Source organism: Herbaspirillum sp. Sphag64 (assembly GCF_014192645.1).
Classification (GTDB): domain Bacteria; phylum Pseudomonadota; class Gammaproteobacteria; order Burkholderiales; family Burkholderiaceae_D; genus Herbaspirillum.
In genome coordinates this window covers 161,680-187,350 of record NZ_JACHYE010000008.1, presented here as the reverse complement: position 1 = coordinate 187,350, position 25,671 = coordinate 161,680, and the positions used below count along the sequence as shown (strand labels likewise).

The following is a 25,671-nucleotide window of genomic DNA, read 5'->3' as shown; positions in this document are numbered from 1 at the left end:
TCACTATGGATGACGAATTACAGACCTTGCTTGCTTTCGTTACCAGGGATGTAAGGGCTCCATGGTTGTGCGCGGATCGTGGTCTTGGTCTTGTAGACCACGCTGAACTGACCATCGGCCTTGATTTCACCGATCATCACGGGCTTGTGCAGGTGATGGTTGGTCTTGTCCATTTCCAGGGTATAGCCGGACGGTGCCTTGAAGGTTTGACCACCCATTGCTGCAATGACCTTGTCGGTATCAGTTGACTTGGCTTTTTCGACAGCTTGCTTCCACATGTAGATACCAACGTAGGTGGCTTCCATTGGATCGTTGGTCACAACGGTGTTGGCGTTAGGCAGTCCTTTGGCCTTGGCGTAGGCTTTCCACTTCTTGATGAAAGCGGCATTGACTGGGTTCTTGATCGATTCAAAGTAATTCCACGCAGCCAGGTTACCCACCAGCGGCTTGGTATCGACGCCGCGCAATTCTTCTTCACCCACCGAGAATGCCACGACTGGCACATCGGTTGCCTTCAGACCTGCATTGCCCAGTTCCTTGTAGAACGGCACGTTGGAGTCACCATTGATGGTCGAAATTACAGCAGTCTTGCCACCAGCCGAGAACTTCTTGATGTTGGCGACGATGGTTTGATAGTCGGAGTGACCAAACGGTGTATAGACTTCATCGATGTCAGAGTCTTTCACGCCTTTGCTATGCAGGAATGCGCGCAGAATCTTGTTGGTTGTACGTGGGTAGACATAGTCTGTGCCCAGCAGCACGAAGCGCTTGGCACCGCCACCTTCCTTGGACATCAGGTATTCAACCGCTGGAATAGCTTGTTGATTTGGTGCTGCACCAGTGTAGAAAACGTTTTTCTCGAGTTCTTCACCTTCATACTGCACAGGGTAGAACAACAGGCTGTTGAGTTCCTTGAACACTGGCAGTACCGATTTGCGCGAGACCGAGGTCCAGCAACCGAACACGACCGATACCTTGTCTTGTGAAATCAGCTGTCGTGCCTTTTCTGCAAACAGTGGCCAGTTGGAGGCAGGATCCACTACAACCGGCTCCAGTTTTTTGCCCATCACGCCGCCATTGGCGTTGATTTCGTCGATGGTCATTAAGGCCACATCTTTGAGCGATGTTTCGGAAATGGCCATCGTGCCGGACAGGGAGTGCAGGATACCGACCTTGATGGTGTCTTCGGCAAAGGCCGACGGTAGCCAGGAGGATGCTGCAAGTGCAAACGCGCCGAGTGCTGTTGCTTTCAGGATAGTGCGACGTGACATGAGAAGCTCCTACAGTAAGAAATCAGATCAATACTTCGATGGAGTTTTTGTTGACTGCTTGTTAGCTTTAGCAGATAACGTGCCAAGATCGAACGAGGATTCTTCTTGGTATGCCAATATGGTGTTCAAGGGCGGGCCAGTCCCGATGAGCGGGCGGCACAGGTGCGCACCAATGCGGGGCTTGGTGTGACCTACTGGTTGCTGGGAGGGTACGTTCGCCCCAACTCAGGGCAATGAGCTAGGTCGGTGCGTGTTTTTAGCGCAAATTGGAGTGGATGGTCAGACGGGTAGCCGCCACGCAAAGGTTTGCGGCAGTTGATGCAGTGGGTTAATTTGGTGCGAGCCTGTCATCGGCCTATTTGGTTGCAGGCCGATTATCCAGTGTCGACATCAGAGAAGCGTATAAGTCGGTGCAGGAGTGCGCAGCATCAGTTGCGCAATGGCGCGCTGCAATCGTTCGGTGACGCGCTTGCTGCGCATGGAATGGCCGCTGGTGGTCAGCTCAGGCTCGGTGAAATACAAGCGTACCGACTTGTCTGCTGCGAGCAGATCAAGTCGGTGTGCATGCTCATGCGTGAGATCGTCGCCGATATCCCAGACCACGTCGGAGATTTCCACTCCTTCGGCTGACGCCAGCAAGATTGCCTGAGCAACGATGGCGGCGGCACCGGCGGTACGCTCGATACTAATGGGTGGTGTCATGAGCGGGCTGGGTGCGTTGACCTGTTGCTGCTCAGTAACGACGGCGTTGTTGCCCGCCACCGACTGGACCGCGTTTTTCCAGGTGACGGAAGGTAATCCGGCCTTTGCTCAGATCATAAGGCGACATTTCCAGCGTCACTTTATCCCCAGCGAGGATACGGATGTGGTTCTGGCGCATCTTGCCGGAAGTGTAGGCGATCAATTGATGACCGTTTTCCAGATTGACGCGAAAGCGCGAGTCCGGCAAAACTTCTTCGACGAGGCCGTTCATTTCAAGTAATTCTTCTTTAGCCATTTTAATTCCAGGTTGGGCGCGAAGCTGACCGAAACAGCATGCAACACGGTGCAGGTATTTCGCCAGAGCGCGCGAACATTAAGGCCGGTGGCCGCTTGAGCGGATCGGCGCGGATTGCTTTTTGTTCAATTGCACCGATGCGGGCCACAAAAAGACTTGGCACCGGCCAACAACACTTACCGGTGCAGCGGATTACAGCGGGACGGCCGGGTTTGCTCTGAAAGCGGCAAATTCGACCAGAAAGAGTGGAGACAGGCGACACAACATTGCCGGTCATGAAAAGGGCGCTAGCAAAAAAGGCACGAACCCCACGAACCTGTATTATACCGCATCGGCGCACCGCCCGCCCGCTACAAAGCAGTTTGCCAACGTCGGCGCAAGATGAGCCATTGCCAGGTCGTTGCGCTCTCATTGCTATTTGGTGGGCTTGCGAGCACACTGGGTGTTTACATCAATGAAGGTGAGTATTATGTCTCAGCCATTGGCAGTAAAAGTGACAAAATCAGGCATCGCTTTTTCGGTTTGCGTTGAATTTGTGCATCGCGAGTGTTTCATTACCAACGAAGCACTGGTCAAGCTGGCGGCACAGATGTTCGAAATTCTCGGACCGGTGCAAACCTTCCGTGAGCTTGAAGGCAATATCACCGGTGTGGCGCGGCGTCTGGTCCACGCCGGAGTGCAGGGTACGCCATTACGGCTGACTCCCAACACATTTCAGTAATATTGCCGGCCAGCATGAGGGGCCTGTGACATAACTTAAGTCGCTCATTGCTTCACAAGCAGGTAAACTGCGCTCAACAATTGGTTGCGTCCTGCAGCCACTAAGAACCAGCGAGTCTCCTCATGTCCGAAGCCCCCCTCCCCTTGTTTTCCGATCTTCACCTCAGTGAGCCCCTGTTGCGCGTGCTCAAGGAGCTCGGTTACGAGTCCCCGTCGCCGATTCAGGCGGCAACCATCCCTTTACTGTTGTCCAACCGTGATGTGCTGGGTCAGGCCCAGACCGGCACCGGCAAGACGGCTGCCTTTGCGTTGCCGATCCTGTCGCGTCTGGACTTGCGCCAAAGCGCGCCACAAGCGCTGATCCTGGCCCCGACACGGGAACTTGCGATTCAGGTTGCCGAAGCATTTCAGCGCTACGCCACCCATATTCCGGGTTTTCATGTATTGCCAATTTATGGCGGACAAAGCTACGGACCGCAACTCAGCGCATTGCGCCGCGGCGTGCATGTCGTGGTTGGTACACCTGGCCGGGTTATCGACCATCTGGAAAAAGGCTCGCTTGATCTGTCTCAGCTCAAGACCATGGTGCTCGATGAGGCTGACGAAATGCTGCGCATGGGCTTCATTGACGATGTCGAGTCGATTCTGCAACGTACCCCTGCGGCCCGTCAGACCACGCTGTTTTCGGCCACCATGCCAGCGGTCATCAAACGCATTGCCAAGACCTATCTGCGCGATCCCGCCGAAGTCACCATTGCCGCCAAGACCGGCACTGCAGAGAACATTCGTCAGCGTTACTGGCTGGTCAGCGGCATGCACAAGCTCGATGCACTGACCCGGATTCTGGAGGTGGAACCGTTTGATGGGCTGATCATTTTTTCGCGTACCAAGCTTGGCACAGAAGAGCTGGCCGGAAAGCTTAAGGCTCGCGGATTTGCCGCGGCCGCCATCAATGGCGATATCCAGCAACAGCAACGCGAACGCACTATCCAGCAATTGAAGGATGGTCAAATCGATATCCTGATCGCCACCGACGTTGCGGCGCGTGGCCTCGACGTTGAGCGCATCAGCCACGTCATCAATTACGATGTGCCTTACGATCCCGAGAGCTATACCCACCGCATCGGCCGCACCGGGCGCGCGGGTCGCAGTGGTGAAGCGATCCTCTTTATTACTCCACGCGAAAAGAATTTGCTCAAGACCATCGAGCGCTCGACTCGCCAACCGATTACACAGATGACGCTGCCGAGCATTCAGGCCGTCAACGATGTGCGCGTGTCACGTTTCAAGGAGCAGATCAGTGCCACGCTGGCCGATGGCGAACTGGATATCTTCCGTTCGCTGGTGGAAGACTATGAGCGCGAATTCAATGTCTCCGCAGTTGATATCGCAGCCGCACTGGCACGCATGGCGCGGGGAACTGAACCGCTGCTGCTGGACAAGAAGCAGCGCGAGAGCCACGAAGCATTTGCGCCATCAAGCGAGCGCAGTGTACGTGAACGACCAGAGCGCAGTGAGCAAGGTGAGCGGCGCGAACGTAGCGACAAGTTTGAACGCGATGGTTTTGCCAGAAAGGAGCGCATCATCCGCGCTTCCGAACCCGGCATGCAAAGCTTCCGCATTGAAGTGGGCCATCAGCATGGCGTCAAGCCCGGCAATATCGTTGGTGCGATTGCCAACGAAGCAGGTATGGATTCCAAGCATATCGGACGCATCGATATTTATGACGACTACGCGATTGTCGATTTGCCGGACGACATGCCGGATGATCTGATCGATCATCTCAAGGCGGTCAGGGTCGCTGGACAGGCGCTACGGATTGCGCGCGACAATGCTGCGACTGCTGGCCATACAGCATCGACCCCTGCATCGGCTCCGGCATTTTCGCCCGCAGCAGAGCGCCCGGTCCGTAAGGAAAGGAAGCCAGCGCCAGCCCGCGAGTTCAGCACAGCCGACGCCGCAGACCACGTGGAGACGGCAGAAGCAGGGCGTGATTCTGGCCGCGATTCGGATCGCAAGAAAGAACGCAAGCACGATCGCAAGCAGGCGGGCGAATTCCAGATGCAGACCTATCGTATCGAAGTCGGCCGCAAGCATGCGGTATCGCCGAGCAATATCGTCGGTGCCATCGCCAATGAAGCTGGTCTGGAGGCGCAGCATATCGGACGCATCGAGATTCATGAAGACTTCAGCACGCTGGATTTACCCTCAGGCATGCCCAAGCAGTTGTTTAATCATCTCAAGGGCGTGTGGGTCGCTGGGCAGCAGTTGAAGATCAGCATCGCCGGTGCCGAGGCGCAGCATACCGATCAGGCCGCGGTTGGCAAGCGGGCGCACAAGCCTGAACACAGGTCAGATCAAAAGCCTGAACACAAGTCTGAACATCGCCCTGACAAGCGTCGTGATCCAGCCAAGCCCAAGGCCAAACCACACCGCAAGGGCAGCAAGCCCTGATGCTTACTCAGCCTTGCTGCGGCGCGTTTTCGGACGCGCCCAGCAAGTCATGGGTGTCAAGAATGGCATAAGCAATCTGGGGCTGCTGCTCCAGACATTTGCGAATCGCCGCCGGAATCGCTTGCCGGGTTTTCTTGCACAAGCCCGGCTGATCCTCCAGCTGGATAATGAAGCCACGTACCGTACGCACCTCACGCGGTCCCGGCATGATCCGCAGTACCACGCCCAATTGCGACTGCAACAACTGCACCACATGCTGTAAATCGGCATAGCTGATGATGCGAGCAATCCGCTCGATGAGGCGCTTTTCCTGTTCCTGGGTCAACATCAATATCCGCATATCAGCCGTCGGATCCTGTTCCAGCAATTCGCGCTGGCAGACACAGGCACCCGCTGGGCATTCCTTGCGTAATGGGGCATGCGGGACATGAACGGGAATGGACTGCAGTTGCATCGCGACTCCTGAACGTGAGACAGGCACATATAAGCTTGCTGGCAATAGTATAAGGAACTCCGGTCACCACGGTATACTGTCGGCGCTGCCCGGCACCATCCGCTATGAAGAAAGATTACATGAGTCACTTGCCCGCCTGTCCCCAATGCCATTCCGAATTTACCTATGAAGATGGCAACCTCTATATTTGTCCGGAATGTGCGCACGAATGGTCATCCCAGCCTGTCGGTGAGCAAGCTGTTGACACCGCTAAAGTCTGGCGTGATGCCAGCGGCAATATCCTGCAGGATGGCGATACCGTAACCATCATCAAAGATCTCAAGCTCAAGGGTGGTGGTGGTGTCGTCAAGATCGGTACCAAGGTCAAGAATATCCGTCTGGTCGACGGCGACCACGATATCGATTGCAAGATCGATGGTTTTGGTGCCATGGGTTTGAAGACTGAATTCGTCAAGAAGGTTTGATCGCCTTATCTCTGGAGTATCTATGACTGCCGTATTGAAACTGGGTTTGATGGGATATGGATTTGCCGGCACCACCTTTCATGCGCCGGTGATTGCCCATAGCGGACGCACCGCCTTGTCGGTGATTGCCACCTCACAGGCCGAGCGTGCCCGCGCAGATTATCCGCAGGCCAGGATCGTGGCTGACTTTGAAGCCCTGCTAGCCTGTGACGATATCAACTGCGTCGTCATCGCCACACCTAATGACACCCACTTTGCGCTGGCCCGGCAGGCGCTGCTGGCGGGTAAGCATGTGGTGGTAGACAAACCGGTTACGCTCTCGTCAGCAGAGGCGCTTACACTGGCCCAACTGGCGGCGGCGCGTGGTCTGTTGTTTGCACCGTTTCACAATCGCCGCTGGGATGGTGACTTCCTGACCTTGCGTGCATTGATCAGCGCAGGACGTCTGGGCCGGATTACGCACTACACCTCACATTTTGATCGTTTCCGTCCGCAGATCCCGCAGCGCTGGCGCGAACAGGCAGCGTACGGCGGTGGCTTGCTGTTTGATCTCGGACCACATCTGATTGATCAGGCCGTAGCCTTGTTCGGAGCGCCGCAGTCGGTCAGTGCGACGCTACGTGAACAACGCGATGGGGCAGAGGTACCAGATTATCTGCACCTGCAACTTTCCTATCCACAGTGCGAAGTGGTGCTGCATGCCAGCGCATTGGCCGCCCTGGCACCACCGCGCTTCCGGGTACATGGGGTAAACGGGAGCTTTGTCAGTGAGACGCTGGATGTGCAGGAAGATCAGCTCAAGGCTGGCTTACGACCTGGTGATGCCGGCTTCGGTAAAAATCTGCCGTCCCGGCTGCGTACCTTGCTTGATGGGCGCGAGACAGAAGAAGTCGTCCCGACTCAGGACGGTGACTATGCTGGTTTTTACCGTGCAGTGGCCGACACCTTGCTGGGTGGTCAGCCGTTCCCGATCAGTGCGCAGGATGCAGTGGATGTCATGACAATCATTGATCTGGCAATACAAAGTCACGCCAGTGGTCGGCGCCTGCCATTCCCGGCACGGCAAGCGCTGACCTGAGCGGTAATTCGCCTTAGAAGGTTTCCCAGTTATCTTCACCGGCTGCAGCGGGTAGGCGCAGTGCAGCTTTGCCTTCGCTCTTCGCGGTTACCGCTATTGTGTTTGCTGAGCTTGCTGAAGTTATTGTAGTCGCCTGTGCTGAGACGATACCTGCACGCGTTTTCGCCGCAGCCACTGCCACAGGTTGCTGTGATTTGCCGGTCTTGTGTGGTGGTGCCGACGCGAGTGTGACGTGCTGGTGCTGACTGAGCTTGAACACACTGACTACCGCTGCCAGTCGCGCTGCCTGTTCTTGCAAGGAACCTGCCGCTGCGGCTGCCTGTTCCACCAGCGCTGCATTTTGTTGGGTGACCTGATCCATTTGGGTAATTGCCTGATTGACATCGGCAATGCCGCTGCTTTGCTGTTCAGTTGCTGTACTGATATCGGCGACGATATGGCTCACCTGTTTGACGCTGTCGACGACACTGGTCATCGTGGTACCAGCGCGTTCCACGAGTTTGCTGCCAGCATCGACCGTATTGACTGAATCATCGATGAGCGCCTTGATTTCCTTGGCGGCAGACGCCGAGCGTTGTGCCAGGGTGCGCACCTCGGAGGCCACGACCGCGAAACCACGGCCCTGCTCGCCAGCACGGGCGGCTTCCACGGCCGCATTGAGTGCCAGGATATTGGTCTGGAATGCAATACCGTCAATCACGCTGATGATGTCGACAATCCGGCCTGACGCTTCCTTGATGGCACTCATCGTATCGACGACCTGACCCACCACCGTACCGCCTTCGGTTGCAATCGTTGACGCCGATTGCGCCAGCTGATTTGCCTCACGCGCGTGATCGGCATTTTGCTTCACGGTGGCGGTCAGTTGTTCAATGGCAGCGGCAGTCTGCTCCAGCGAACTGGCTTGCTGTTCGGTACGCGCGGACAGGTCAAAATTACCGGAGGCAATTTCAGACGATGCCGTGGCAATCGATTCTGCACCAGAGCGGACCTCGGTCACGGTCTTGAGCAAATTGTCGGTCATGTCTTTCAAACCTTGCTGGAGTTGTCCGATCTCATCGCGTCGGTTGACCACTACGACGGTACTCAAATCACCAGCAGCGACTGCCGTCGTGGTTTCCAGTGTGCGCTGCAAAGGCTGGGTAATGCCCAGTGACAGACGCCACGAGGCAAGGATGCCAACTAACAGTGCCAGCACACCGGCACTGATCAGAATGATTCGACCCGAGCGATATTGTGCATCCACGACGGCAGCCCCGGAATTAATCCGCTCTTGCTGATGTTTGGCCACGGCATTGACTCGTGTCAGATATTCCTGCATGGCGGGGATGAGCTTGCTATCCAGTGTTGCCTGCGCATTGGTATCATCACCTGCTTCCTTGTATTTGAAGACGGTATTGCGCAAATCGTTATAGATTTTCCGTTGTTCTAGCAAGGCATCGAACAGTTTTCGCCCGTCTGCTGATTTGATCATCTCATCGAGCTGTTTTTGTATTGCACTGGTACTGGCAACGGTACCGGCAATCTGGTCCTTGAAGTAACGCTGCACCGCAGGATCGGTACTCCTGATGATAGCCACTGTACGTACCGAATTGGCGTCGATATTGGCAGCCCATGCAGTTGACAATCGCTCTTTCACGAGATCCTGAGCAACCAGATCGGCAGTACGTGTGCCAATGTCTTGCAGGCGCCAGACTCCAACCACGGTAATCAAGACCAACAATGCCAGCACCATTGAAAATCCCAATGTCAGACGCCAGCCGATACGCAGATTTTTCATCGTTGTCTCCCCTTATGTTCTAGTATTTACTGCATCTCAAGTCGAATCGCATCGACTGACACAGCACCAAATGGACTAGGTTTGTGCTAACTGCAAGCTTATCACCGGATTGCTCAATCTGCCGGCCGGATTTCATTGGACACGACTTGGTTGCGCCCCTGTGACTTGGCCATATACAAGGCAGCATCCGCCATGCGCAGCAACGCCAACGGCGACATACTATCGTCCGCGAGCAAGCTTGTGACGCCGATGCTGCACGTAACGTGGCCGAACGGTGAGGTCGCATGCGCAATATTGAGCGCGGCGATTGCCTTCCGAATATTTTCAGCTATTTTTTTGGCGCTATCACCATTGCTGTCGAACAGAATGACCGCAAATTCTTCACCACCATAACGTGCAGCCAGATCGCTGGCACGGCGCGTCTGGGTATGCAGTACCTGACCGATCTGACGCAGGCAGTCATCCCCACTCAAATGGCCATAATGGTCGTTGTAATTTTTGAAATAATCGATATCCATCATCAGCAGTGCCATCGATTGATGCGACCGCGAGGCCCGTCGCAACTCGGTCTGTAACACTTCATCGAAGCGACGCCGGTTGGCAATACCGGTCAGACTATCCGTGGAGCTGAGCGCCGCGAGCTGCTGATTGGCAAGCTCCAGTGCATGCGTGCGCTGCTTGACCAGCTCTTCAAGTTGTTCATTGTGTTGATATACCTTGTTAGCCATGTCGTTGAAGCCATTGGCCAGCATCGAAATTTCGTCACGACCACTATGTTCGACGCGGATCTGGTAATTGCCTTTTCTGGTCTGACGCATGGCTTCCACAAGTTGCTTGAGTGGCAGTGAGATACTACGCGCGATGATGAAGGAGAGCGCAAATGAGCCCACAAAACACAGTAGGCCAATCAAGATAATTTTGTTGCGAATCGAGCGAACTTCGCGGTTCAGGCTTTTCTCCGGCGTTATGCTGACGACCAGCCAGCTAGTGTGATCAATGGGTGAAAAGCTGGCGAGCTGCTGGTTTTTTTGTTGATCGCGATAGGCCACAAAATGGCTCTCATCCTGCTCATCATGGTCTGCAAGATGGGCACGAACGGCGGCAAGCAATGCAGCTTCGGCTGGCACCGGGCGCAGGGCAATATCGTTCTGGCTGGTATCGATCACCACTTGCCCATCCTGGCTGTCGATGACCAGAATGCGCGAATCGTAGCCCAGATGGACGGCATCAAAAATCCCTGAGAAATAGCTGGGTTTGAGTCCCACAAACAAGGTAGCACCGAGACGGTTATTACTCTCCAGCAGAATATGGCGCAGCATCACCATGCTGGACTGTCCGCTGGCACTACGATAAACATGCCAGTAGGGACGTGCCTGCGTGAGCGCTACCGACCGTACAAACTCCGACACGACGTTGCCCAGTGCCGGATAGACCTGCGAGTCAATGATGCGGTGTTGTCGATCCAGTAGATACTTCTGGTTGATATCATCCGACGTACCGTAATTTTCCAGCAGCAAGCGCGTCAACTGCGCATTTGCCGCAGCACGTTGCCCGGCATCGGCGCTGTAATGGCCGGTCAATGCCTGTTGCAGACGATCGGAAACCGCCAGCCGCTCGCTCGACGATTCAATGATTGCCATTTGCTGCGCCATGTTCTGCGCCACCTGACGCACCACCTCGCCGGCGAAGATTCGGATTTTCTCTTCCGAAGCCTGACTCGATTCGCGATATGCAATAGCACCCGCAATCAGCAAAGGCAGTAACGAAACCAGCGCAAATGAATTGATCAGACGATAACGGATCGCGATCCTGCGGAGTAGTTTTAATGACAGCAGATCCAGCAGATTTTTCATGAGCAGTTTCTATTTATTGTCGACACGCGCCTCATCGCGAATCGAATCACTCAAGGCCAACGCAGCCTGACGCGGCGTCTGACGATTGAACAAGACATCCTGCAGCAGGCCATGCAGCCTCGCAATGGTATTGGTTGGTAGATAGGAATAATACGGCCCAACCGTGAGCGGTGCACGCATTGCATGTTCGATGTAGCTGATGATCTGCGGATCGTTGATTAACGGGCCCTTGACGTGCTTCAGCGGCGACACATTCTGGCGCTTGTTTTGCTGCAGCGGAAATCCTTCGTCGTAGAGAAAATTGAGGAACTTCAACGCAGCTTCTTTGTGCGCCGTTTCGCCCACGGCGAAACCGGTTTCGCTGCCAATGACCGGGACGATCTGTTGATGCGCAGCATTCCACGGTGGCATGAATACGCCGGTATGGAAGTCCTTGCCATGCATGAGCTGACCGGCCGACCAGGTACCTTGTATGGTCATTGCCGCGCGGCCCTCACTGAACCAGCGAATCCCCTCGTCATAGCCGGTCTGCATATAGCCCGGCTGCAAATAGCCACGCTGCGCAATCAGCTTGATCCTGGCGAAGATATCGATTGCCTCTGGATCGTCCAAGCGCAGGCGGCCACCGGCGATACGCTCTTTCCAGTCATGCGGATAGCGCGCTGCCACCGCATTGGCAAAGCCGGCACTGAAAGGGCCATTGGCCAGCATGTTGGGAAAGGCACCAGTCCACGCCATTGGCACGAAGCCCGCCGCCTTGAGTGCCGCACATACCGCCAGCAATTGATCAAAATTGCCTGGCAGTGTGCTGATACCCGCTTTCTGAAACATCTCGCGGTTGTAGTAGACCAACGGTGCGCCAATGCCGCCGGAGATACCAAAATGCCGGCCGCTTTGACTGGTCCAGTCAGGCTTGAGCTTATCGATCATGTTGCTCCACACCGGCGTGTCACCGAGCTCGGCCAGCAAGCCCTGGTCAGCCAGCTCTGCTGCATAGGCATTGGCGTTGACCGAAATGATATCGGGCAGATGATGGGTCGCGATCTTCGGCTTCAGATTTTCTTCCACCGAGTTGCCAATCATGAATTGCACATCCACCACGATATCCGGATGCGCACGATGGAAAGCGTCCGCAATCTCATGTACCTGCTCCGGCCAGTCGGGTGCCCAGACCAAAGCGTTCAGATGTGTCACCGTCGCTGATGGTGAGGGAGCCACCTGATTTTCAGGGCCATCGCAGGCACACAGCAGACATGCCAACAGAGCCCCCGTGCACCACGTCAGACGCGGTAAGGGGGATCTTGCTATTTGCACAAAACCGATGATCTTTCTGACAACTAACACGTTAACGCGCCAATGCTGAGTCAAATTCTGAGAAAAACCACGTAATTGAAAACCAAGGCAAATCATGTATTCAAAAGAGTTTGCCATCTTTTCGAGAAATTGCCCGTGAATTTTTTATGCGGCCTTGTGGCGAATTGCGAGCCAATCGATAGCGTCACCGTCGCCTTATAAGCTGGTATCCGATTATTCATCCGCCTTAAAGCGAATCAGGTGTAAAAGGTATAATGGGCAACACGTCACAGCGCATCTGACTTCTGGCGCACGGCGATCTCCCTCATCCTTTATCTGACCATTTTTCTGGCGTGACCGGAACGTTGGTTTTTTGTCATTGTTCATGCATACACAATCTTCGCCCGCGATGGGCAAACGTCTTCCCGGATGGCTGATCCTGATGGCTGCGCTCACCGCCATGGGCGCGCTGGCCATCGATATGTATCTCCCCAGTTTTGCCTTCATCGCCCGTGATCTCGGTGTCGACAGCAGCAAGGTGCAACTGAGCTTATCGACCTTTCTGGTTGGCCTGGCACTTGGACAAATGTTCTATGGCCCCATCAGCGACCGCTTTGGTCGCAAGCCGCCGCTGTACTTCGGCATTACCTTGTACATGTTCTCGGCGCTCGGCTGTATCTTTGTACAAAATATCGAAGCATTACTGGTGCTGCGTCTGCTGCAAGGTCTGGGCGGCAGCGCCGGGATGGTCATCCCGCGTGCAGTAGTGCGCGACAGGATGGGCGCTGAGGGCGCGGCACGGGCATTCTCGATGCTGATGCTGGTGTTTGGTCTGGCGCCGATTCTGGCTCCCTTCATCGGCGGTCTGTTGTTGACGGTATCAAGCTGGCGCGCCATCTTTGTCACATTGACAGTATTTTCAGCCATCTGCCTCTTGTGCACCTATCGCGTCATGACGGAAACGCTCGACCGGCAACACGTGCAGCCGCTACATCTGGGACGTACGCTGCGACAATACCTTGATCTGCTGCGTCACCGTCAGTTCATGGCCTACGTCCTGTGCGGCGGCTTGATTCAGGCTGGTATGTTTGCCTACATCTCAGGTGGTCCGTTTGTGCTCATCGAGTTGCATGGCATCAAGCCACAACACTTCGGGTTTGTATTCGGCGCCAATGCGATTGGCCTGATTGCCTGTTCGCAGATCAATGCACGACTGGTCATCAAGCGCAGCGCCGATCGCGTGCTGGGCAAGATCATCTGGGTGCCGGCCATCGCCACCACGCTGGTTGCCATATTGGTAGCCTGCGGTTACGAGAGTCTGCCGCTGTTACTGGTCGGCTTCTTCATCTTCTTGTCCTGCCATGGTTTTGTAAGTCCGAATGCCTCAGCGATTGCACTGGCGCAACAGGGCCGACAGGCTGGTACGGCAGCTGCATTGATGGGCACCTTGCAGTTCAGTCTGGGGATGCTCTCTGGCGTCATCCAGAGCTTCTGGCACGACGGTACCGCCTTGCCACTAGTCACTATGATGGCCGTCTTTGGCGTCGCGGCGCTGTTGATGTATCGCTATGTGGCGCGCCATGCTGCGCCAGCAAGGCCTGCTGTCTGAGGCTGCACTCTTTCGCAGCACCGCACTGCATGAAAAACGTGCGCCGGTAGGATACCGGCGCTTTTTTTTGCCTATGCATCCGGGTGGCACTGGATCAACCCAGTTTGCCAGCCCAGACGCAGTCGGCAAGAGCGGTTTTTCGATTCATCAGTGGCACAGCTATTGCTATTACCTGAGTAGCGGTCTGACCAGTCAGACCATACAGGGGAACTGAATGAGCATGCCCGATATTGCAGCGCAAACATTGCAACGCCAGATCCTGTCCGGGACCTACAAGGTGGGGCAAATGCTGCCAGGTCAGCGAGACCTGGCCGATTTGCTTGGCATCAGCCGCGCGTCCTTGCGTGAAGCGTTATCGACGCTCGAAGCGCTTGGTTTCATTCGTTCCTTGCCCGGCAAAGGCACCCTGGTCACTTCCGGTCGCAGTAGCATTGCACACACCGATACGCCACATGCCGCATCAGTCTCTTCTTCTGCAGAATTAACCGCCACTTTCGAACTCCGCTACGTCTTTGAACCAGCAGCGGCAGCACTAGCAGCACGTAAGGTTAGCGGTCACGTATCGCTACGTCTGTGGGACGTACAGACCCGCTTTGAAGAGGCGCTCAAGACCGTCGATCTGATCAGCGCCTCGCAGTTTGATCTGGCGTTTCATCAACTCATCGCTGAGCTCTCCGGCAATCCGGGTTTGCTGCAAGTCACCCGCGACTTCGAACACCGTATCAGCCACAGCCTGCGTCTGCCGTTTGCCGACCACGCCCGCATCTGGGAGCCGGCCGAAGAGCATCGTGCCATCGCTGCGGCGATTTCGTCTGGTGATGCGGAAGGTGCGCGCCAAGCCATGCAAACCCATTTGCAGCACACCGCCGCGCGTATCGGCATCGCTTTCATACCACCCTGATTGTTGACTTCACGTTTTCATTATCCGCAACGCCCTCCGATGATCGTTTGTTTTGTAAAGGAAGCATCACATGAAACTGAGAAAACTAAGGAGCTTGAGCACCCCAAGCACACTGACCCTGGCCTGTACGCTGGCATTGGGCTTACTCACAGGAACCGCTGCCCATGCTGAAAAGGTCTTGCGTATTGCTATGACCGCCGGTGATATTCCACGCACGTTGGGTCAGCCTGACCAGGGTTTTGAGGGCAATCGTTTCACGGGCATTCCGATGTATGATGGATTGACGCAATGGGATCTCAGCAAAGCCGACAAGGCCAGCGAGCTGATCCCCGACCTCGCCGTCTCGTGGCAGGTGGATGCCAAGGATAAAACCAAGTGGATTTTCAAACTGCGTCCTGACGTGAAGTTCCATGATGGCTCGGCATTCAACGCTGATGCGGTGGTCTGGAATGTGAATAAGGTGCTCGACAAAGATGCGCCCAACTTCGATCCGAGCCAGGTCGGTGTGACGGCGTCACGCATGCCGACACTGCGCTCTGCACGCAAGATCGATGACCTCACTGTCGAGTTGACCACGTCACAGCCGGACTCCTTTTTACCGATCAACCTGACCAATCTGTTCATGGCCTCACCGTTGCAATGGGCCAGAAAACTGGCTGCGGTGCCGGCCTCGGTAACGGACAAGGCAGAGCGTGCCAAGCAAGCCTGGGCAGCCTTCGCCGCCGATGCCTCTGGTACTGGCCCGTTCAAGATGACCAAGTTCGTCTCCCGCGAACGTCTGGAGCTGGCGAAAAATCCCGACTACTGGGATTCCAAGCGCCGCCCCAAGATTGACAAGGTCGTATTGTTGCCGTTGCCAGAAGCCAATTCACGCACCGCCGCCTTGCTGTCCGGTCAGGTGGACTGGATCGAAGCACCTGCACCTGATTCACTCGACGCCATCAAGGCCCGTGGTTTCAAGATTTACTCGAATCCACAGCCACACGTGTGGCCATGGCAGTTATCGTTTGTCCCCGGTTCGCCCTGGCTGGACAAGCGCGTGCGCTATGCCGCCAACCTGTGTGTCAACCGTCCTGCCATGAAGCAGTTGCTGGGCGGCCTGATGGGCGAGGCCACGGGGACTGTCGAACCCGGTCATCCATGGCGCGGCAATCCACAGTTCCACATCAAGTACGATCCCGATGCGGCCCGCAAGCTCATGACGGAAGCCGGTTACTCTGCTGCCAAGCCGCTCAAGGTCAAGGTGCAGATATCCGCCTCCGGCTCCGGGCAAATGCAACCGCTACCAATGAACGAGTTCATGCAGCAGAACCTCAAAGGCTGCTTCTTTGATGTCCAGTTTGACGTGATCGAATGGAACACGCTCTATACCAACTGGCGCATCGGTGCCAAGGACCCGAGCGCGCACGGTGCCGACGCGGTCAATATCAGCTTTGCCGCAATGGATCCGTTCTTTGCCATGGTGCGCTTCGTCGATAGCAAGGCAGCACCACCGGTATCGAACAACTGGGGCTACTACAGCAATCCTGACATTGATGCGCTGATTGCGCGTGCTCGCACAACCTTCGATGCCAAGCAGCGTGATGCCTTGCTGGCGCAATTGCATGCCAAGATCGTTGACGACGCACCGTTCGTCTGGGTCGCACATGACACTGGCCCGCGCGCTATTTCGGCCAAAGTCAAGGGCGTCGTGCAGCCACAAAGCTGGTTCATCGATATTGCCACGATGTCGATGGATTGAGCACCACTGTTGTCCATGTTCATATGCCGTCATCACGCGCATTACCAGCGTTGTGGTGACGGTTTCGGAAGAAACTTATGATTTCCTATCTGATCCGCCGCGTGTTGTATGCCATCCCGATCATGCTGGGTGTCGCATTTTTATGTTTCATGCTGGTCCATATTGCTCCTGGTGATCCCCTGGTATCGATCCTGCCGCCGGATGCCTCGGCCGATCTGCAGAAACAGTTGATGGAGTTGTACGGCTTCAATCGCAGCTATCCCGAGCAGTTTTTAAGTTGGGTCTGGCGTGCATTGCATGGTGATCTTGGCAGCTCTATTGCCACCGGCCGTCCGGTCGCGCAGGAGGTCTTCAAGGCCGTTGGTAATACCTTCATGCTGGCGGCACTGGCAACGCTGATCGGATTTTTCTTTGGCGCGCTGTTCGGCTTTGTCGCTGGTTACTTCCGCAATTCGTGGGTCGACAAGATGGCCTCCTTCATTTCGGTCATTGGCGTGAGCGTGCCGCATTATTGGCTGGGGATGGTGCTGGTCATTCTCTTTTCGTCGCAGCTGATGTGGCTGCCTGCGACCGGTGCCGGTCCCGATGGCTCCAGTGCCTGGGTTTGGGATTATGAACACATTCAGTATCTGATCATGCCTGCCGTGACGATGTCGTTCATCCCGATGGGCATCATCGCCCGTACCGTGCGCGCACTTGTTGCAGACATTCTTTCGCAGGAATTTGTCGTTGGTCTCAAGGCACGCGGACTGGGTGAGTTTGGCGTATTGCGGCATGTCGTCAAGAACTGTGCACCGACTGCGCTGGCCGTGATGGGGCTGCAACTCGGTTATCTGCTCGGTGGCTCGATTCTGATTGAAACCGTATTTTCCTGGCCCGGTACCGGCTTCCTGCTCAATCAGGCGATTTTTCAGCGTGATCTGCCGCTGTTGCAAGGTACGATTCTGGTGCTGGCCTTGTTCTTCGTCTCGCTCAATCTGCTCGTCGATATTCTCCAAACCGTGTTCGATCCCCGCATAGAAAGAGCCTGAGCCATGCCATCGACCACCGCTACTTCTGTCACTTCTACCATTTCCTCCGCAGGCAACAGCGTGCCACCATTTAAGCGTTCACGCGGACATTGGGCCAACGTCACCGCCCGTATCGTGCGCAATCCAACCGCCATGGTTGCTGCGTTGGTGATCGTGACGTTAATCGTCATCGCGCTAGCGGCGCCATGGATCATGCCCGGAGATCCGTTTGCCGCCTCCATGTTCACCCGGCTCAAGCCGATTGGCAGCGTTGGACATGTGCTGGGTACCGATGAACTGGGGCGCGACCTATTGTCACGCCTGATGCTGGGCGGACGGCTTTCCCTTTTCATGGGGATCACTCCGGTGTTACTGGCGTTTGTGATCGGTAGCGGGTTGGGGATTCTCGCAGGCTACGCGGGTGGACTGATCAATACCGTCATCATGCGTACCATTGATGTCCTCTATGCGTTTCCTTCGGTCTTGCTGGCGATTGCCTTGTCAGGTGCATTGGGTGCGGGGATCGTCAATGCATTGACATCATTGACCATTGTCTTCATCCCGCAGATTGCGCGGATTGCCGAGAGTGTCACCACGCAGGTGCGTCGTAGCGATTACGTGGATGCGGCACGTGCCTCCGGTGCCGGTGCCTTCACCATTGTGCGTGCGCATGTGCTGGGTAATGTGCTGGGACCGATCTTCATCTATGCGACCAGCCTGATCTCCGTCTCGATGATTCTGGCGTCAGGCCTGTCGTTTCTCGGGCTCGGCGTCAAACCACCAGAGCCAGAGTGGGGGCTGATGCTCAACACCCTGCGTACGGCGATTTACACCCAACCTTGGGTCGCTGCCTTGCCGGGGGCATTCATTTTCATCACATCGATTTCCTTCAACATGTTATCCGACGGTTTGCGGTCGGCCATGGAGGTCAAGCAATGACAGATCCGCGCGATATCGGTGGACCGCAACAGCCTTTGCTTAAGGTGCGCGATCTGCTGAAACACTTTCCGATCAAGGGCAAGGGTTTGCCTTTCGGTGGCAAGAGCGCCGTCCGTGCAGTCGATGGTGTCAGTTTCGACATCCTCAAAGGCGAGACGCTGGGAGTCGTCGGCGAGTCCGGTTGTGGCAAGTCCACAACCGCTCGCGTGCTCATGCAGTTGATTGCGCAAGACAGCGGCGAACTGGTCTTCGATGGTGAAACCGTCGGTTCCCGTGCATTACCATTGCGCCAGTTCCGGCGGCAGACACAGATGGTGTTTCAAGATAGTTATTCCTCCCTCAATCCGCGCATGACGATTGAGGATTCAATTGCCTTCGCTCCGATTGTGCACGGTCTCGCATCGCGTACGGCGATTACGCGCGCACGTGATCTGCTGGCACGCGTTGGCTTGCAGCCGGAGCGCTTTGCCGGTCGCTATCCGCATGAACTCTCTGGAGGTCAGCGCCAGCGCGTCAACATCGCCCGCGCCTTGGCACTGGAGCCCCGTCTGGTGATACTGGACGAAGCTGTCTCCGCGCTCGACAAATCGGTCGAGGCACAGGTACTCAATCTGCTACTCGATCTCAAGCAGGAGTTTGGCCTTACCTATCTGTTCATCAGTCACGATCTTAACGTCGTACGCTTCATCTCCGATCGCGTTCTGGTCATGTATCTGGGGCAAGTGGTCGAGATCGGCTCGTCGGATCAGGTGTTCGATCATCCCAAGCATCCTTATACCCGCGCCTTGCTGCAATCGATGCCCAGTACTGATCCGTTGCAACGTACCGAAGTCGCGCCACTGGCCGGTGATCCACCAAACCCGATCAACCCGCCCAGTGGTTGCCGTTTCCACACACGCTGCGCCCATGCTCAGCCATTGTGCAGTCAGCGTATGCCGCTATTTGCCACCGATGACAGTGGTCATGGTGTTGCCTGCCTGCGTTATGAGCCCGATAGCGGTGTGCAATTTAAAGAGCAATCTGCAGTGGAGGTATCGGTATGACTGACATGATTTCCTTGAAAGATTTGCAGGTCCAGTTTCTGGCCCCAGGTAAAGTGATTCGTGCCGTCAATGGTGTCGATCTGCAACTTGGTCTGGGTGAGGTTGTTGCCTTGATCGGTGAGTCAGGTTCCGGCAAAAGCGTCACCTTGCGCTCGATCATGCGGCTCCATTCGGAGCGCTCTACTCGCATCAGCGGCACTCTGCAGGTGGATGGGCAGGACGTATTGGCGATGTCCTCGCGTGAGCTGGCTGCGCTGCGTGGCAACACTGTGGCGATGATCTTCCAGGAGCCGCTACTGGCACTAGACCCGGTCTACACCGTCGGTGCGCAGATCATCGAAGCGATCCGTCGCCACAAAAAGGTATCTGCCCGGGAAGCGCGGCAGCAGGCACTGGCCTTGTTTGAGAAAGTGCGCATCCCCAGCCCCGAGCGCCGTCTCGACGCCTACCCGCACGAGATGTCGGGAGGCATGCGTCAGCGCGCCATGATTGCGCTGGCACTGTCCTGCCATCCCAAGGTCTTGCTGGCAGACGAACCAACCACCGCCTTGGATGCCACGGTACAGATCCAGATCCTTTTGCTGCTGCGCGAGTTGCAGCGCGAATTAGGGCTATCGATCGTGTTCGTGACCCATGACATTGGCGCTGCTGCCGAAGTCGCCGACCGTATCGCCGTCATGTATGCCGGCAAGATCATCGAACAGGGACCGGCCGCGCAATTGCTGACCCAGCCGCGCCACCCTTATACCCTGTCGCTGCTCAAGAGCCGCAGTCATGGCGCGCTGCAAAAAGGACGGCGACTCGATACCATCGGTGGCGCACCGCCAGACCTGAGCAATCTACCGGTCGGATGTGCTTTCGGCGAACGTTGTCAGTATGCGGTTCCAGCGTGCCACACGGCGGTGCCGCCAGAGCAGAGTCTCGGGGCAGGGCATAGTGCGCGCTGCTTCCGGCTGCACGAAATTGCACTGGCGCCAGCCTGATCTGGTCTGATTCCCATCGCATTTTCATGTGTCACTCAGCTAACTTATTTACAGCTTGTATTTGCCACGAAAGAGTCATTCATGTCCACCTCTGACACCGTTACTGCCGTTACTGAGATTACTGCCACTACTGCACGTTGCTTCGTTCCTTATCCGGAGGTTCCTGTGCCTGCGTTGCCAGTCGGACCACTGTCCGACCTGCGCCTGGCGGTCAAGGATATCTTTGATGTTGCTGGCTTTCCAACCGGCTGCGGTAATCCGCACATGCTGGCGCTATCCGGCATCAAGACGGTTTCAGCACCTTCAGTGACGGCGCTACTGCAAGCAGGTGCCCGTTTTGTCGGCAAAACCTATACTGATGAGCTTGCCTTCTCCATGAACGGCAAAAATGCCCATTTTGGTACGCCCCGCAACGGTGGCGCACCGACACGGATTCCCGGCGGCTCCAGTTCGGGGTCAGCCTCAGCGGTGTCCAACGGGCTGGCGGATGTTGCACTCGGCACCGATACCGGCGGTTCCGTGCGTGCTCCCGCCAGCCACTGCGGGCTGATCGGCCTGCGTCCTACTCATGCGCGCGTCTCGCTCAAGGGATGCATGGACCTGGCGCCCTCATTTGATACCTGCGGCTGGTTTGCACGTGATATCGATACCTTTGCACGCGTCGGTGACGTGCTGTTGGGCGCAGACAGTTGCCCCTTGCCGGATGAGGCTTCGGCGCTACCGCAAATACTGGTCGCAGCAGATGTCCTAGCCTTGCTGGCCCCCCATGTACAGGCGGTGTTCGCGCAGACGCTGGAACGCCTGTCCGACCTCACTGGCCCACTCCCGCCAGTGAAAACCGCCACCCCGTCGTTTGAATCCCTGTACTGGGCCTTCCGCCACATTCAGGGGTATGAAGCCTGGCAAGCCCACGGTGCCACCATCCGCCGTCACGACCTGCAACTAGGGCCCGGTGTGGCCGAGCGCTTTGCATGGTCAAGCCAGATCACATCACAGCAGATGGAAGAACACTCCACCCTACGTCATCGCTTCACCGAAGATTTTCTCAATCTGCTGGGCAATGATCGTGTCATCGTGTTACCGAGCATGCCCGACATCGCCCCCTTGTTGACCGATACCGAGCAATCGCTGGAGGACTACCGCAATCAGGCAATTCGCATGTTGTGCCTGTCCGGCCTGTCCGGTTGCCCGCAAATATCATTACCAGTAATGCAGCTCGACGGCGCGCCGTTTGGCTTCTCCCTCATTGGTCCGCGTGGCAGCGACCGGTCGCTGATTCGCCTGTCACGCAAGCTCATCGATGCGCTCGCCTGAAGCCCCCGCTGCCGTGCGCAGCGTGATCGCACAAGCGCTCACAGTATCGGCCTTTGCGCCGTTTGGTGATGTCATCACCGCCGGTGCGAGTAGCAGCGTAGCGATCAATGCCGGGAGTGCGCAACGGTTCGATGACCTGACCCGACTCGACTTCGATGTGCAGGGTGGTACACCCTGCGTTGCCATCTTCCGCACCAGTGCGCAGATGCCGACGACAGCGCATCGACTCAGTGTCATGGAACGCCATCTGCTGGGCAGTCAGACCTTTGTGCCGCTAGCGCAGGGTCGTTGTCTTGCAGTCGTGGCGCTGGGTGACAATGCGCCAGACGAATCGACGCTACAGGCATTCATCGTCGAGCCCGGACAGGGCATTACCTTGCGTCGCGGTATCTGGCACCATCCGCTGCTCACGCTGGGCGCTGCCGATGTCCTTGTCATTGAACGGCAGGCTGCTGTGGTGGATTGTGAGGTAGTACCGCTCACGGGGCAGTTTGTGGTGAGGCTGGAGGATAAGGTAGTCTTGCCACCAGTGGTTCGATGACGAATTCGTAGCTGTGAAAATCGTGCGTTTGTTTGAGCTTGTTGAAGTGAGTGATGCAACCGACGAATTCGCGTGGTTCGTGCAAGCCGGTGCCCATGCTGAAGCTGGCTTCCTTGCCGAGGTACCCGTTCCGATCCAGTTCTTGAGGATGGGTTAGCGTGATAGTGATCTGGTACGGCGCACCCAAGGCTTCGACGGCTTCAAAGAGACCACCGACAACAATGCTGCGCTGGCCGTGCCGCGAACCTTAACGTGATATTTCTGATGCTTGGTTACGGCGTGGACAAGCGCAGCGGCTTGATCGAATGAATCTGTCATCTCTGGCATTCCTTCGTGGCGTAACGTCCGGCGGACGAAATCGAAGGCGCATGCTATGAGAAGAGTCAGTAGAGCGATATAGGACGTTTATTAAAGTGACGTCACTTTTACGGCGGCGTGAATGCGAGGCAGAGATATCCGTAATACGACCTCGCAAGAGAGATAAACTTTACAATCATGTCTCTTTTATTCTTGCATTTATTGCCTTCATGGTCTCTCGTAATTCCTCACGATTCCTGCCGCCGCGACCGGGGCTGATCGCTCACTCGTCCGTCGATACGCTCGCCAAAAAACAGGCGCGCGAGCAAAGAGATGCGCAGATTCGTGGCGTTAACTCAATATCAGAAATGCGGGAGGCAATCCGGCAGGCAAGCCGTAATCTGCCAATGATCTCCACGGTGCCACGTATCGCTGTGCTCGATGCTGTTGGCTTTGAGCAACGGGCAATGCAGGGGCTGCCATTTGTCATCACCGGTGTCGTCGGCAAATGGCCGCTGGCAGCGTTGACGGCACAGACCTTGCGCGAGCGGTTTGCGACGTTGCCCGTACGCGCAAGAGTGGGTGATTACATCAATACGGCATTTGCACCTGATCGGGCAATGCAGGATATGTCGCTGCTGGATTACCTTGATCTGGTTGCCGATCAGGGTTCTTCGGATACTGAACCATTGCAACCTTTAGTGCCTCCGTCATTACCTCCCTATCTCGGCAATCTGGAAATGAAGGCGCTCAACAGTCTGTGCCACTGGCCGGGATACTTCAAAAAAATGGGGCCACCACGTTTCTGGCTGGGTCCTGCCGGTACGGTAACGCCGCTGCATTGCGATTACGACGACAATATCTTTGCGCAGATCTGGGGTACAAAGCGCATTTGTCTGGCGCCGCCGCATCATGATGCCTTTCTTTATCCGCGTGAGGCGAACGCGATTTTGTTTGGCTCGCCGTTCGATCCGGAGTCGCCCGACTTCGAGCGCTTCCCTCTGGCGCGTCAGGCCGCCATTGTCGAATGCATCATGCAGCCCGGTGAGCTCTTGTATGTGCCTGCGGGATGGTACCACCAGGTCAGGGCGCTGACATTTTCTCTCTCCTCAAACCGCTGGGCCAGAGGCGTGCCGCTGGTATTGCGTGGTAGCGCTGCGCATACGTCAGAATAATCGTTGCGGAGGCGATTGATCCGGTCGTCAGCGGTGCTGCTAGAATCAACCTCCTCTGCCATGCATCATCACGTTGAACCATCTCGATTTCGTCACAATGACTACCTCTCATCGGCCTGATTTACTCCAGTCGCTTGTCGGCCCACGCATCCTGCTACGCCCCTTGCAGTTCGACGATGCCGCTGCGCTGGTCGATGCCGCAAGTGATGGTCGTCTATGGGAGTCGCCTGTGACGGTGGTGCCATCCGCGCAGACCGTACACGACTATATTGCCAAAGCGCTTGCTGGCAGAGAGGCGGGTACGGTGATGCCGTTTGTGACCGTGCTGGCTGCCACTGATGAAGTGATCGGATCGACCCGTTTCTGGAAAATGGATGGCGTCAACAGAAAGCTGGAAATCGGCAGCACCTGGCTGGCCAAACGTTGGCAGCGTAGTTTTGTGAATACCGAGGCCAAATATCTGATGCTGCAATACGCGTTCGAAACACGTCATTGTGTGCGGGTGCAGTTCACCACCGACCAGCACAATGAGGCATCGCGCAACGCCATCTTGCGCCTCGGTGCGCAGCAAGAAGGTGTGGTCCGGCATGAGCGCATCATGCCCGATGGTCGCAAGCGTAATTCGATCCGCTTTAGCATCATTGATGATGAATGGCCAGCCGTCAAAGCTACCTTGCAAAGCCGCATGCAGCAAACACGCACCGATCACAATTGAATCTGTTGAATATGAAATCTCAAAATCGGGCGACGCTGGTCGGCCTTGTTGCCATCGTGTTGTGGAGTTCCATCGTTGCCTTGATACGCGGCGTCAGTGAAAGTCTGGGTGCCACCGGTGGGGCGGCAATGATCTATAGCGTGGCATCACTGTTCCTGCTACTGAGCGTGGGTTTTCCCGACATCCGGCAATTTCCGCGGCGCTACCTGCTCTGGGGCAGCTTGCTATTTGTCGCTTATGAGCTTTGTCTGGCACTGTCTATCGGTTACGCCAATACCGGGCGTCAAGCCATTGAGGTTGGTATGGTCAATTATCTGTGGCCGTCCTTCACCATGGTGGCGGCAATTCTGTTTAATCGACAACGGGCGAGTTTGATTGTGATCCCCGGATTTTTGCTCTCGATGCTGGGTATTTGCTGGGTGCTCGGTGGTGATCAAGGGGTGGATCTGGCGCAGATGCTGATCAATGTCAAAGACAACCCGCTTAGCTATGGACTGGCCTTTTTTGGGGCCGTGATCTGGGCCGCTTATTGCACGGTGACGGCGCGCATTGCACAGGGCAAGAATGGCGTGACTCTGTTTTTCATCTTGGTGGCAGCAGTGTTGTGGCTAAAATATCTACTGAGTCCCGGCGCGCCGATGGTGTTCAGTGTGCACGCTGTGCTGTATCTGGTGCTGGCTGCTGCAGCAATGGGGTTTGGTTATGCCGCGTGGAATGTAGGCATTCTGGGCGGCAATGTCACCATTTTGGCCGGTGCGTCTTATTTCATACCGATCTTTTCGGCAGTGTTATCAGCGCTCGTATTGCGCGTACCTTTATCGCTGGCATTCTGGCAAGGCGCTGGCATGGTGTGTGCTGGATCGGTGTTGTGCTGGCTGGCCACGCGTCAACGTACGTCCTTGCTGGCAGGTGAATAAAGCCTGCTTTCCGGCGATAATAGCGTTGCTGTCCATACATATAGAAAAATTCCGGAGACTTCATCGGTGACTGGCAGCAAGCGCTTTCTACCCTCTTATTGCCGTTCCTGACAGTCGGGCCA

Annotated in this window: 26 protein-coding genes; 17 read left to right on the top strand and 9 right to left on the bottom strand. The window is 56.1% G+C overall.

From position 1 onward, the window contains the following. Window positions 1-17 precede the first annotated feature (17 nt). From urtA to infA, 3 genes are all read right to left on the bottom strand, one after another. On the bottom strand, window positions 18-1,271 hold the full coding sequence (urtA, locus tag FHW66_RS14360; protein WP_183380495.1) for an urea ABC transporter substrate-binding protein: 1,254 nt from the start codon (window positions 1,269-1,271) through the stop codon (window positions 18-20). A gap of 390 nt (window positions 1,272-1,661) precedes the next feature. Beyond that, entirely contained in the window at window positions 1,662-1,973 is a 312-nt protein-coding gene (locus tag FHW66_RS14355; protein WP_183380494.1) for a hypothetical protein, read from the bottom strand. A 31-nt stretch (window positions 1,974-2,004) separates the two neighbouring features. Continuing rightward, window positions 2,005-2,268, bottom strand: a complete 264-nt coding sequence (infA, locus tag FHW66_RS14350) for a translation initiation factor IF-1 (RefSeq protein WP_183380493.1) — start codon at window positions 2,266-2,268, stop codon at window positions 2,005-2,007. A 469-nt stretch (window positions 2,269-2,737) separates the two neighbouring features. Between infA and FHW66_RS14345 the strand changes: the two genes are divergently transcribed. Both FHW66_RS14345 and FHW66_RS14340 read left to right on the top strand, forming a co-directional pair. Next, window positions 2,738-2,989 (top strand): hypothetical protein, encoded by a 252-nt coding sequence (locus FHW66_RS14345; RefSeq protein WP_183380492.1) that lies wholly within the window; start codon window positions 2,738-2,740, stop codon window positions 2,987-2,989. Window positions 2,990-3,111: 122 nt separating this feature from the next. Further along, window positions 3,112-5,442, top strand: a complete 2,331-nt coding sequence (locus tag FHW66_RS14340; protein WP_183380491.1) for a DEAD/DEAH box helicase — start codon at window positions 3,112-3,114, stop codon at window positions 5,440-5,442. A 7-nt stretch (window positions 5,443-5,449) separates the two neighbouring features. Here the strand turns inward: FHW66_RS14340 and FHW66_RS14335 are convergent, their stop codons facing one another. Beyond that, a complete protein-coding gene (locus FHW66_RS14335; RefSeq protein ID WP_183380490.1) occupies window positions 5,450-5,896 on the bottom strand; it encodes a hypothetical protein in 447 nt (148 codons plus the stop codon). A gap of 119 nt (window positions 5,897-6,015) precedes the next feature. Between FHW66_RS14335 and FHW66_RS14330 the strand changes: the two genes are divergently transcribed. Both FHW66_RS14330 and FHW66_RS14325 read left to right on the top strand, forming a co-directional pair. Next, entirely contained in the window at window positions 6,016-6,360 is a 345-nt protein-coding gene (locus FHW66_RS14330) for a zinc ribbon domain-containing protein YjdM (RefSeq protein WP_183380489.1), read from the top strand. Window positions 6,361-6,382: 22 nt separating this feature from the next. Then, window positions 6,383-7,438: an oxidoreductase gene (locus FHW66_RS14325; protein WP_183380488.1), complete on the top strand. Its 1,056-nt coding sequence runs from the start codon at window positions 6,383-6,385 to the stop codon at window positions 7,436-7,438. A 13-nt stretch (window positions 7,439-7,451) separates the two neighbouring features. Here the strand turns inward: FHW66_RS14325 and FHW66_RS14320 are convergent, their stop codons facing one another. From FHW66_RS14320 to FHW66_RS14310, 3 genes are all read right to left on the bottom strand, one after another. After that, complete coding sequence (locus tag FHW66_RS14320; protein WP_183380487.1) at window positions 7,452-9,218, bottom strand: methyl-accepting chemotaxis protein; 1,767 nt, start codon at window positions 9,216-9,218, stop codon at window positions 7,452-7,454. A 113-nt stretch (window positions 9,219-9,331) separates the two neighbouring features. Then, window positions 9,332-11,071, bottom strand: coding sequence for a diguanylate cyclase (locus tag FHW66_RS14315; RefSeq protein ID WP_183380486.1), 1,740 nt, complete (start codon window positions 11,069-11,071; stop codon window positions 9,332-9,334). A gap of 9 nt (window positions 11,072-11,080) precedes the next feature. Next, window positions 11,081-12,289 carry an ABC transporter substrate-binding protein gene (locus FHW66_RS14310; protein WP_370543470.1) on the bottom strand — a complete coding sequence of 403 codons (1,209 nt, stop codon included), beginning with the start codon at window positions 12,287-12,289 and terminating at the stop codon, window positions 11,081-11,083. A gap of 460 nt (window positions 12,290-12,749) precedes the next feature. Between FHW66_RS14310 and FHW66_RS14305 the strand changes: the two genes are divergently transcribed. The 10 genes from FHW66_RS14305 (at window position 12,750) to FHW66_RS14260 (ending at window position 22,445) form a co-directional block, all read left to right on the top strand. Continuing rightward, window positions 12,750-13,973 carry a Bcr/CflA family multidrug efflux MFS transporter gene (locus tag FHW66_RS14305; protein ID WP_255458980.1) on the top strand — a complete coding sequence of 408 codons (1,224 nt, stop codon included), beginning with the start codon at window positions 12,750-12,752 and terminating at the stop codon, window positions 13,971-13,973. Then, on the top strand, window positions 13,945-14,187 hold the full coding sequence (locus tag FHW66_RS14300) for a hypothetical protein (RefSeq protein WP_183380485.1): 243 nt from the start codon (window positions 13,945-13,947) through the stop codon (window positions 14,185-14,187). The genes FHW66_RS14305 and FHW66_RS14300 overlap by 29 nt, the downstream gene beginning before the upstream one ends. A 6-nt stretch (window positions 14,188-14,193) precedes the next feature. Continuing rightward, complete coding sequence (locus FHW66_RS14295) at window positions 14,194-14,874, top strand: FadR/GntR family transcriptional regulator (protein WP_255458978.1); 681 nt, start codon at window positions 14,194-14,196, stop codon at window positions 14,872-14,874. Between the two features lie 94 nt (window positions 14,875-14,968). Then, window positions 14,969-16,615: an ABC transporter substrate-binding protein gene (locus tag FHW66_RS14290; RefSeq protein ID WP_370543469.1), complete on the top strand. Its 1,647-nt coding sequence runs from the start codon at window positions 14,969-14,971 to the stop codon at window positions 16,613-16,615. Window positions 16,616-16,692: 77 nt separating this feature from the next. Then, entirely contained in the window at window positions 16,693-17,646 is a 954-nt protein-coding gene (locus FHW66_RS14285) for an ABC transporter permease (protein ID WP_183380482.1), read from the top strand. A 3-nt stretch (window positions 17,647-17,649) separates the two neighbouring features. Further along, a complete protein-coding gene (locus tag FHW66_RS14280; RefSeq protein ID WP_183380481.1) occupies window positions 17,650-18,564 on the top strand; it encodes an ABC transporter permease in 915 nt (304 codons plus the stop codon). Continuing rightward, entirely contained in the window at window positions 18,561-19,607 is a 1,047-nt protein-coding gene (locus FHW66_RS14275) for an ABC transporter ATP-binding protein (protein WP_183380480.1), read from the top strand. The genes FHW66_RS14280 and FHW66_RS14275 overlap by 4 nt, the downstream gene beginning before the upstream one ends. Further along, a complete protein-coding gene (locus FHW66_RS14270; RefSeq protein WP_183380479.1) occupies window positions 19,604-20,590 on the top strand; it encodes an ABC transporter ATP-binding protein in 987 nt (328 codons plus the stop codon). Before FHW66_RS14275 ends, FHW66_RS14270 begins: the two co-directional genes overlap by 4 nt. Before the next feature lie 81 nt (window positions 20,591-20,671). Continuing rightward, window positions 20,672-21,904 (top strand): amidase, encoded by a 1,233-nt coding sequence (locus FHW66_RS14265; protein WP_183380478.1) that lies wholly within the window; start codon window positions 20,672-20,674, stop codon window positions 21,902-21,904. Continuing rightward, on the top strand, window positions 21,891-22,445 hold the full coding sequence (locus FHW66_RS14260) for an ureidoglycolate lyase (RefSeq protein ID WP_183380477.1): 555 nt from the start codon (window positions 21,891-21,893) through the stop codon (window positions 22,443-22,445). The genes FHW66_RS14265 and FHW66_RS14260 overlap by 14 nt, the downstream gene beginning before the upstream one ends. Here the strand turns inward: FHW66_RS14260 and FHW66_RS20980 are convergent. Further along, a complete protein-coding gene (locus tag FHW66_RS20980; RefSeq protein ID WP_255458977.1) occupies window positions 22,384-22,632 on the bottom strand; it encodes a contractile injection system protein, VgrG/Pvc8 family in 249 nt (82 codons plus the stop codon). The two genes, FHW66_RS14260 and FHW66_RS20980, sit on opposite strands and share 62 nt — an antisense overlap. Then, window positions 22,599-22,763: a hypothetical protein gene (locus tag FHW66_RS20975; protein WP_255458990.1), complete on the bottom strand. Its 165-nt coding sequence runs from the start codon at window positions 22,761-22,763 to the stop codon at window positions 22,599-22,601. Before FHW66_RS20975 ends, FHW66_RS20980 begins: the two co-directional genes overlap by 34 nt. A 209-nt stretch (window positions 22,764-22,972) precedes the next feature. On the opposite strand from FHW66_RS20975, the gene FHW66_RS14250 reads away from it, so the two are divergent. The 3 genes from FHW66_RS14250 (at window position 22,973) to yddG (ending at window position 25,549) form a co-directional block, all read left to right on the top strand. Beyond that, window positions 22,973-23,917 carry a cupin-like domain-containing protein gene (locus tag FHW66_RS14250; protein WP_183380476.1) on the top strand — a complete coding sequence of 315 codons (945 nt, stop codon included), beginning with the start codon at window positions 22,973-22,975 and terminating at the stop codon, window positions 23,915-23,917. A gap of 97 nt (window positions 23,918-24,014) precedes the next feature. Continuing rightward, window positions 24,015-24,632 carry a GNAT family N-acetyltransferase gene (locus FHW66_RS14245; protein ID WP_183380475.1) on the top strand — a complete coding sequence of 206 codons (618 nt, stop codon included), beginning with the start codon at window positions 24,015-24,017 and terminating at the stop codon, window positions 24,630-24,632. A gap of 11 nt (window positions 24,633-24,643) precedes the next feature. Then, window positions 24,644-25,549: an aromatic amino acid DMT transporter YddG gene (yddG, locus tag FHW66_RS14240; RefSeq protein WP_183380474.1), complete on the top strand. Its 906-nt coding sequence runs from the start codon at window positions 24,644-24,646 to the stop codon at window positions 25,547-25,549. Window positions 25,550-25,671 lie beyond the last annotated feature (122 nt).

What these genes read in the sequence shown, in the direction of transcription:
- FHW66_RS14295 (WP_255458978.1), top strand. Translation starts at nt 14,194, where the DNA reads ATGCCCGATATTGCAGCGCAAACATTGCAACGCCAGATCCTGTCCGGG.
- FHW66_RS14325 (WP_183380488.1), top strand. Translation starts at nt 6,383, where the DNA reads ATGACTGCCGTATTGAAACTGGGTTTGATGGGATATGGATTTGCCGGC.
- FHW66_RS14330 (WP_183380489.1), top strand. Translation starts at nt 6,016, where the DNA reads ATGAGTCACTTGCCCGCCTGTCCCCAATGCCATTCCGAATTTACCTAT.
- yddG (WP_183380474.1), top strand. Translation starts at nt 24,644, where the DNA reads ATGAAATCTCAAAATCGGGCGACGCTGGTCGGCCTTGTTGCCATCGTG.
- FHW66_RS14250 (WP_183380476.1), top strand. Translation starts at nt 22,973, where the DNA reads ATGGTCTCTCGTAATTCCTCACGATTCCTGCCGCCGCGACCGGGGCTG.
- FHW66_RS14300 (WP_183380485.1), top strand. Translation starts at nt 13,945, where the DNA reads ATGCTGCGCCAGCAAGGCCTGCTGTCTGAGGCTGCACTCTTTCGCAGC.
- FHW66_RS14265 (WP_183380478.1), top strand. Translation starts at nt 20,672, where the DNA reads ATGTCCACCTCTGACACCGTTACTGCCGTTACTGAGATTACTGCCACT.
- FHW66_RS14335 (WP_183380490.1), bottom strand. Translation starts at nt 5,896, where the DNA reads ATGCAACTGCAGTCCATTCCCGTTCATGTCCCGCATGCCCCATTACGC.
- FHW66_RS14315 (WP_183380486.1), bottom strand. Translation starts at nt 11,071, where the DNA reads ATGAAAAATCTGCTGGATCTGCTGTCATTAAAACTACTCCGCAGGATC.
- FHW66_RS14305 (WP_255458980.1), top strand. Translation starts at nt 12,750, where the DNA reads ATGCATACACAATCTTCGCCCGCGATGGGCAAACGTCTTCCCGGATGG.
- FHW66_RS20975 (WP_255458990.1), bottom strand. Translation starts at nt 22,763, where the DNA reads ATGACAGATTCATTCGATCAAGCCGCTGCGCTTGTCCACGCCGTAACC.
- FHW66_RS14340 (WP_183380491.1), top strand. Translation starts at nt 3,112, where the DNA reads ATGTCCGAAGCCCCCCTCCCCTTGTTTTCCGATCTTCACCTCAGTGAG.
- FHW66_RS14345 (WP_183380492.1), top strand. Translation starts at nt 2,738, where the DNA reads ATGTCTCAGCCATTGGCAGTAAAAGTGACAAAATCAGGCATCGCTTTT.
- infA (WP_183380493.1), bottom strand. Translation starts at nt 2,268, where the DNA reads ATGGCTAAAGAAGAATTACTTGAAATGAACGGCCTCGTCGAAGAAGTT.
- FHW66_RS14245 (WP_183380475.1), top strand. Translation starts at nt 24,015, where the DNA reads ATGACTACCTCTCATCGGCCTGATTTACTCCAGTCGCTTGTCGGCCCA.
- FHW66_RS14270 (WP_183380479.1), top strand. Translation starts at nt 19,604, where the DNA reads ATGACTGACATGATTTCCTTGAAAGATTTGCAGGTCCAGTTTCTGGCC.
- FHW66_RS14355 (WP_183380494.1), bottom strand. Translation starts at nt 1,973, where the DNA reads ATGACACCACCCATTAGTATCGAGCGTACCGCCGGTGCCGCCGCCATC.
- FHW66_RS14285 (WP_183380482.1), top strand. Translation starts at nt 16,693, where the DNA reads ATGATTTCCTATCTGATCCGCCGCGTGTTGTATGCCATCCCGATCATG.
- FHW66_RS14280 (WP_183380481.1), top strand. Translation starts at nt 17,650, where the DNA reads ATGCCATCGACCACCGCTACTTCTGTCACTTCTACCATTTCCTCCGCA.
- FHW66_RS14320 (WP_183380487.1), bottom strand. Translation starts at nt 9,218, where the DNA reads ATGAAAAATCTGCGTATCGGCTGGCGTCTGACATTGGGATTTTCAATG.
- FHW66_RS14260 (WP_183380477.1), top strand. Translation starts at nt 21,891, where the DNA reads ATGCGCTCGCCTGAAGCCCCCGCTGCCGTGCGCAGCGTGATCGCACAA.
- FHW66_RS14275 (WP_183380480.1), top strand. Translation starts at nt 18,561, where the DNA reads ATGACAGATCCGCGCGATATCGGTGGACCGCAACAGCCTTTGCTTAAG.
- urtA (WP_183380495.1), bottom strand. Translation starts at nt 1,271, where the DNA reads ATGTCACGTCGCACTATCCTGAAAGCAACAGCACTCGGCGCGTTTGCA.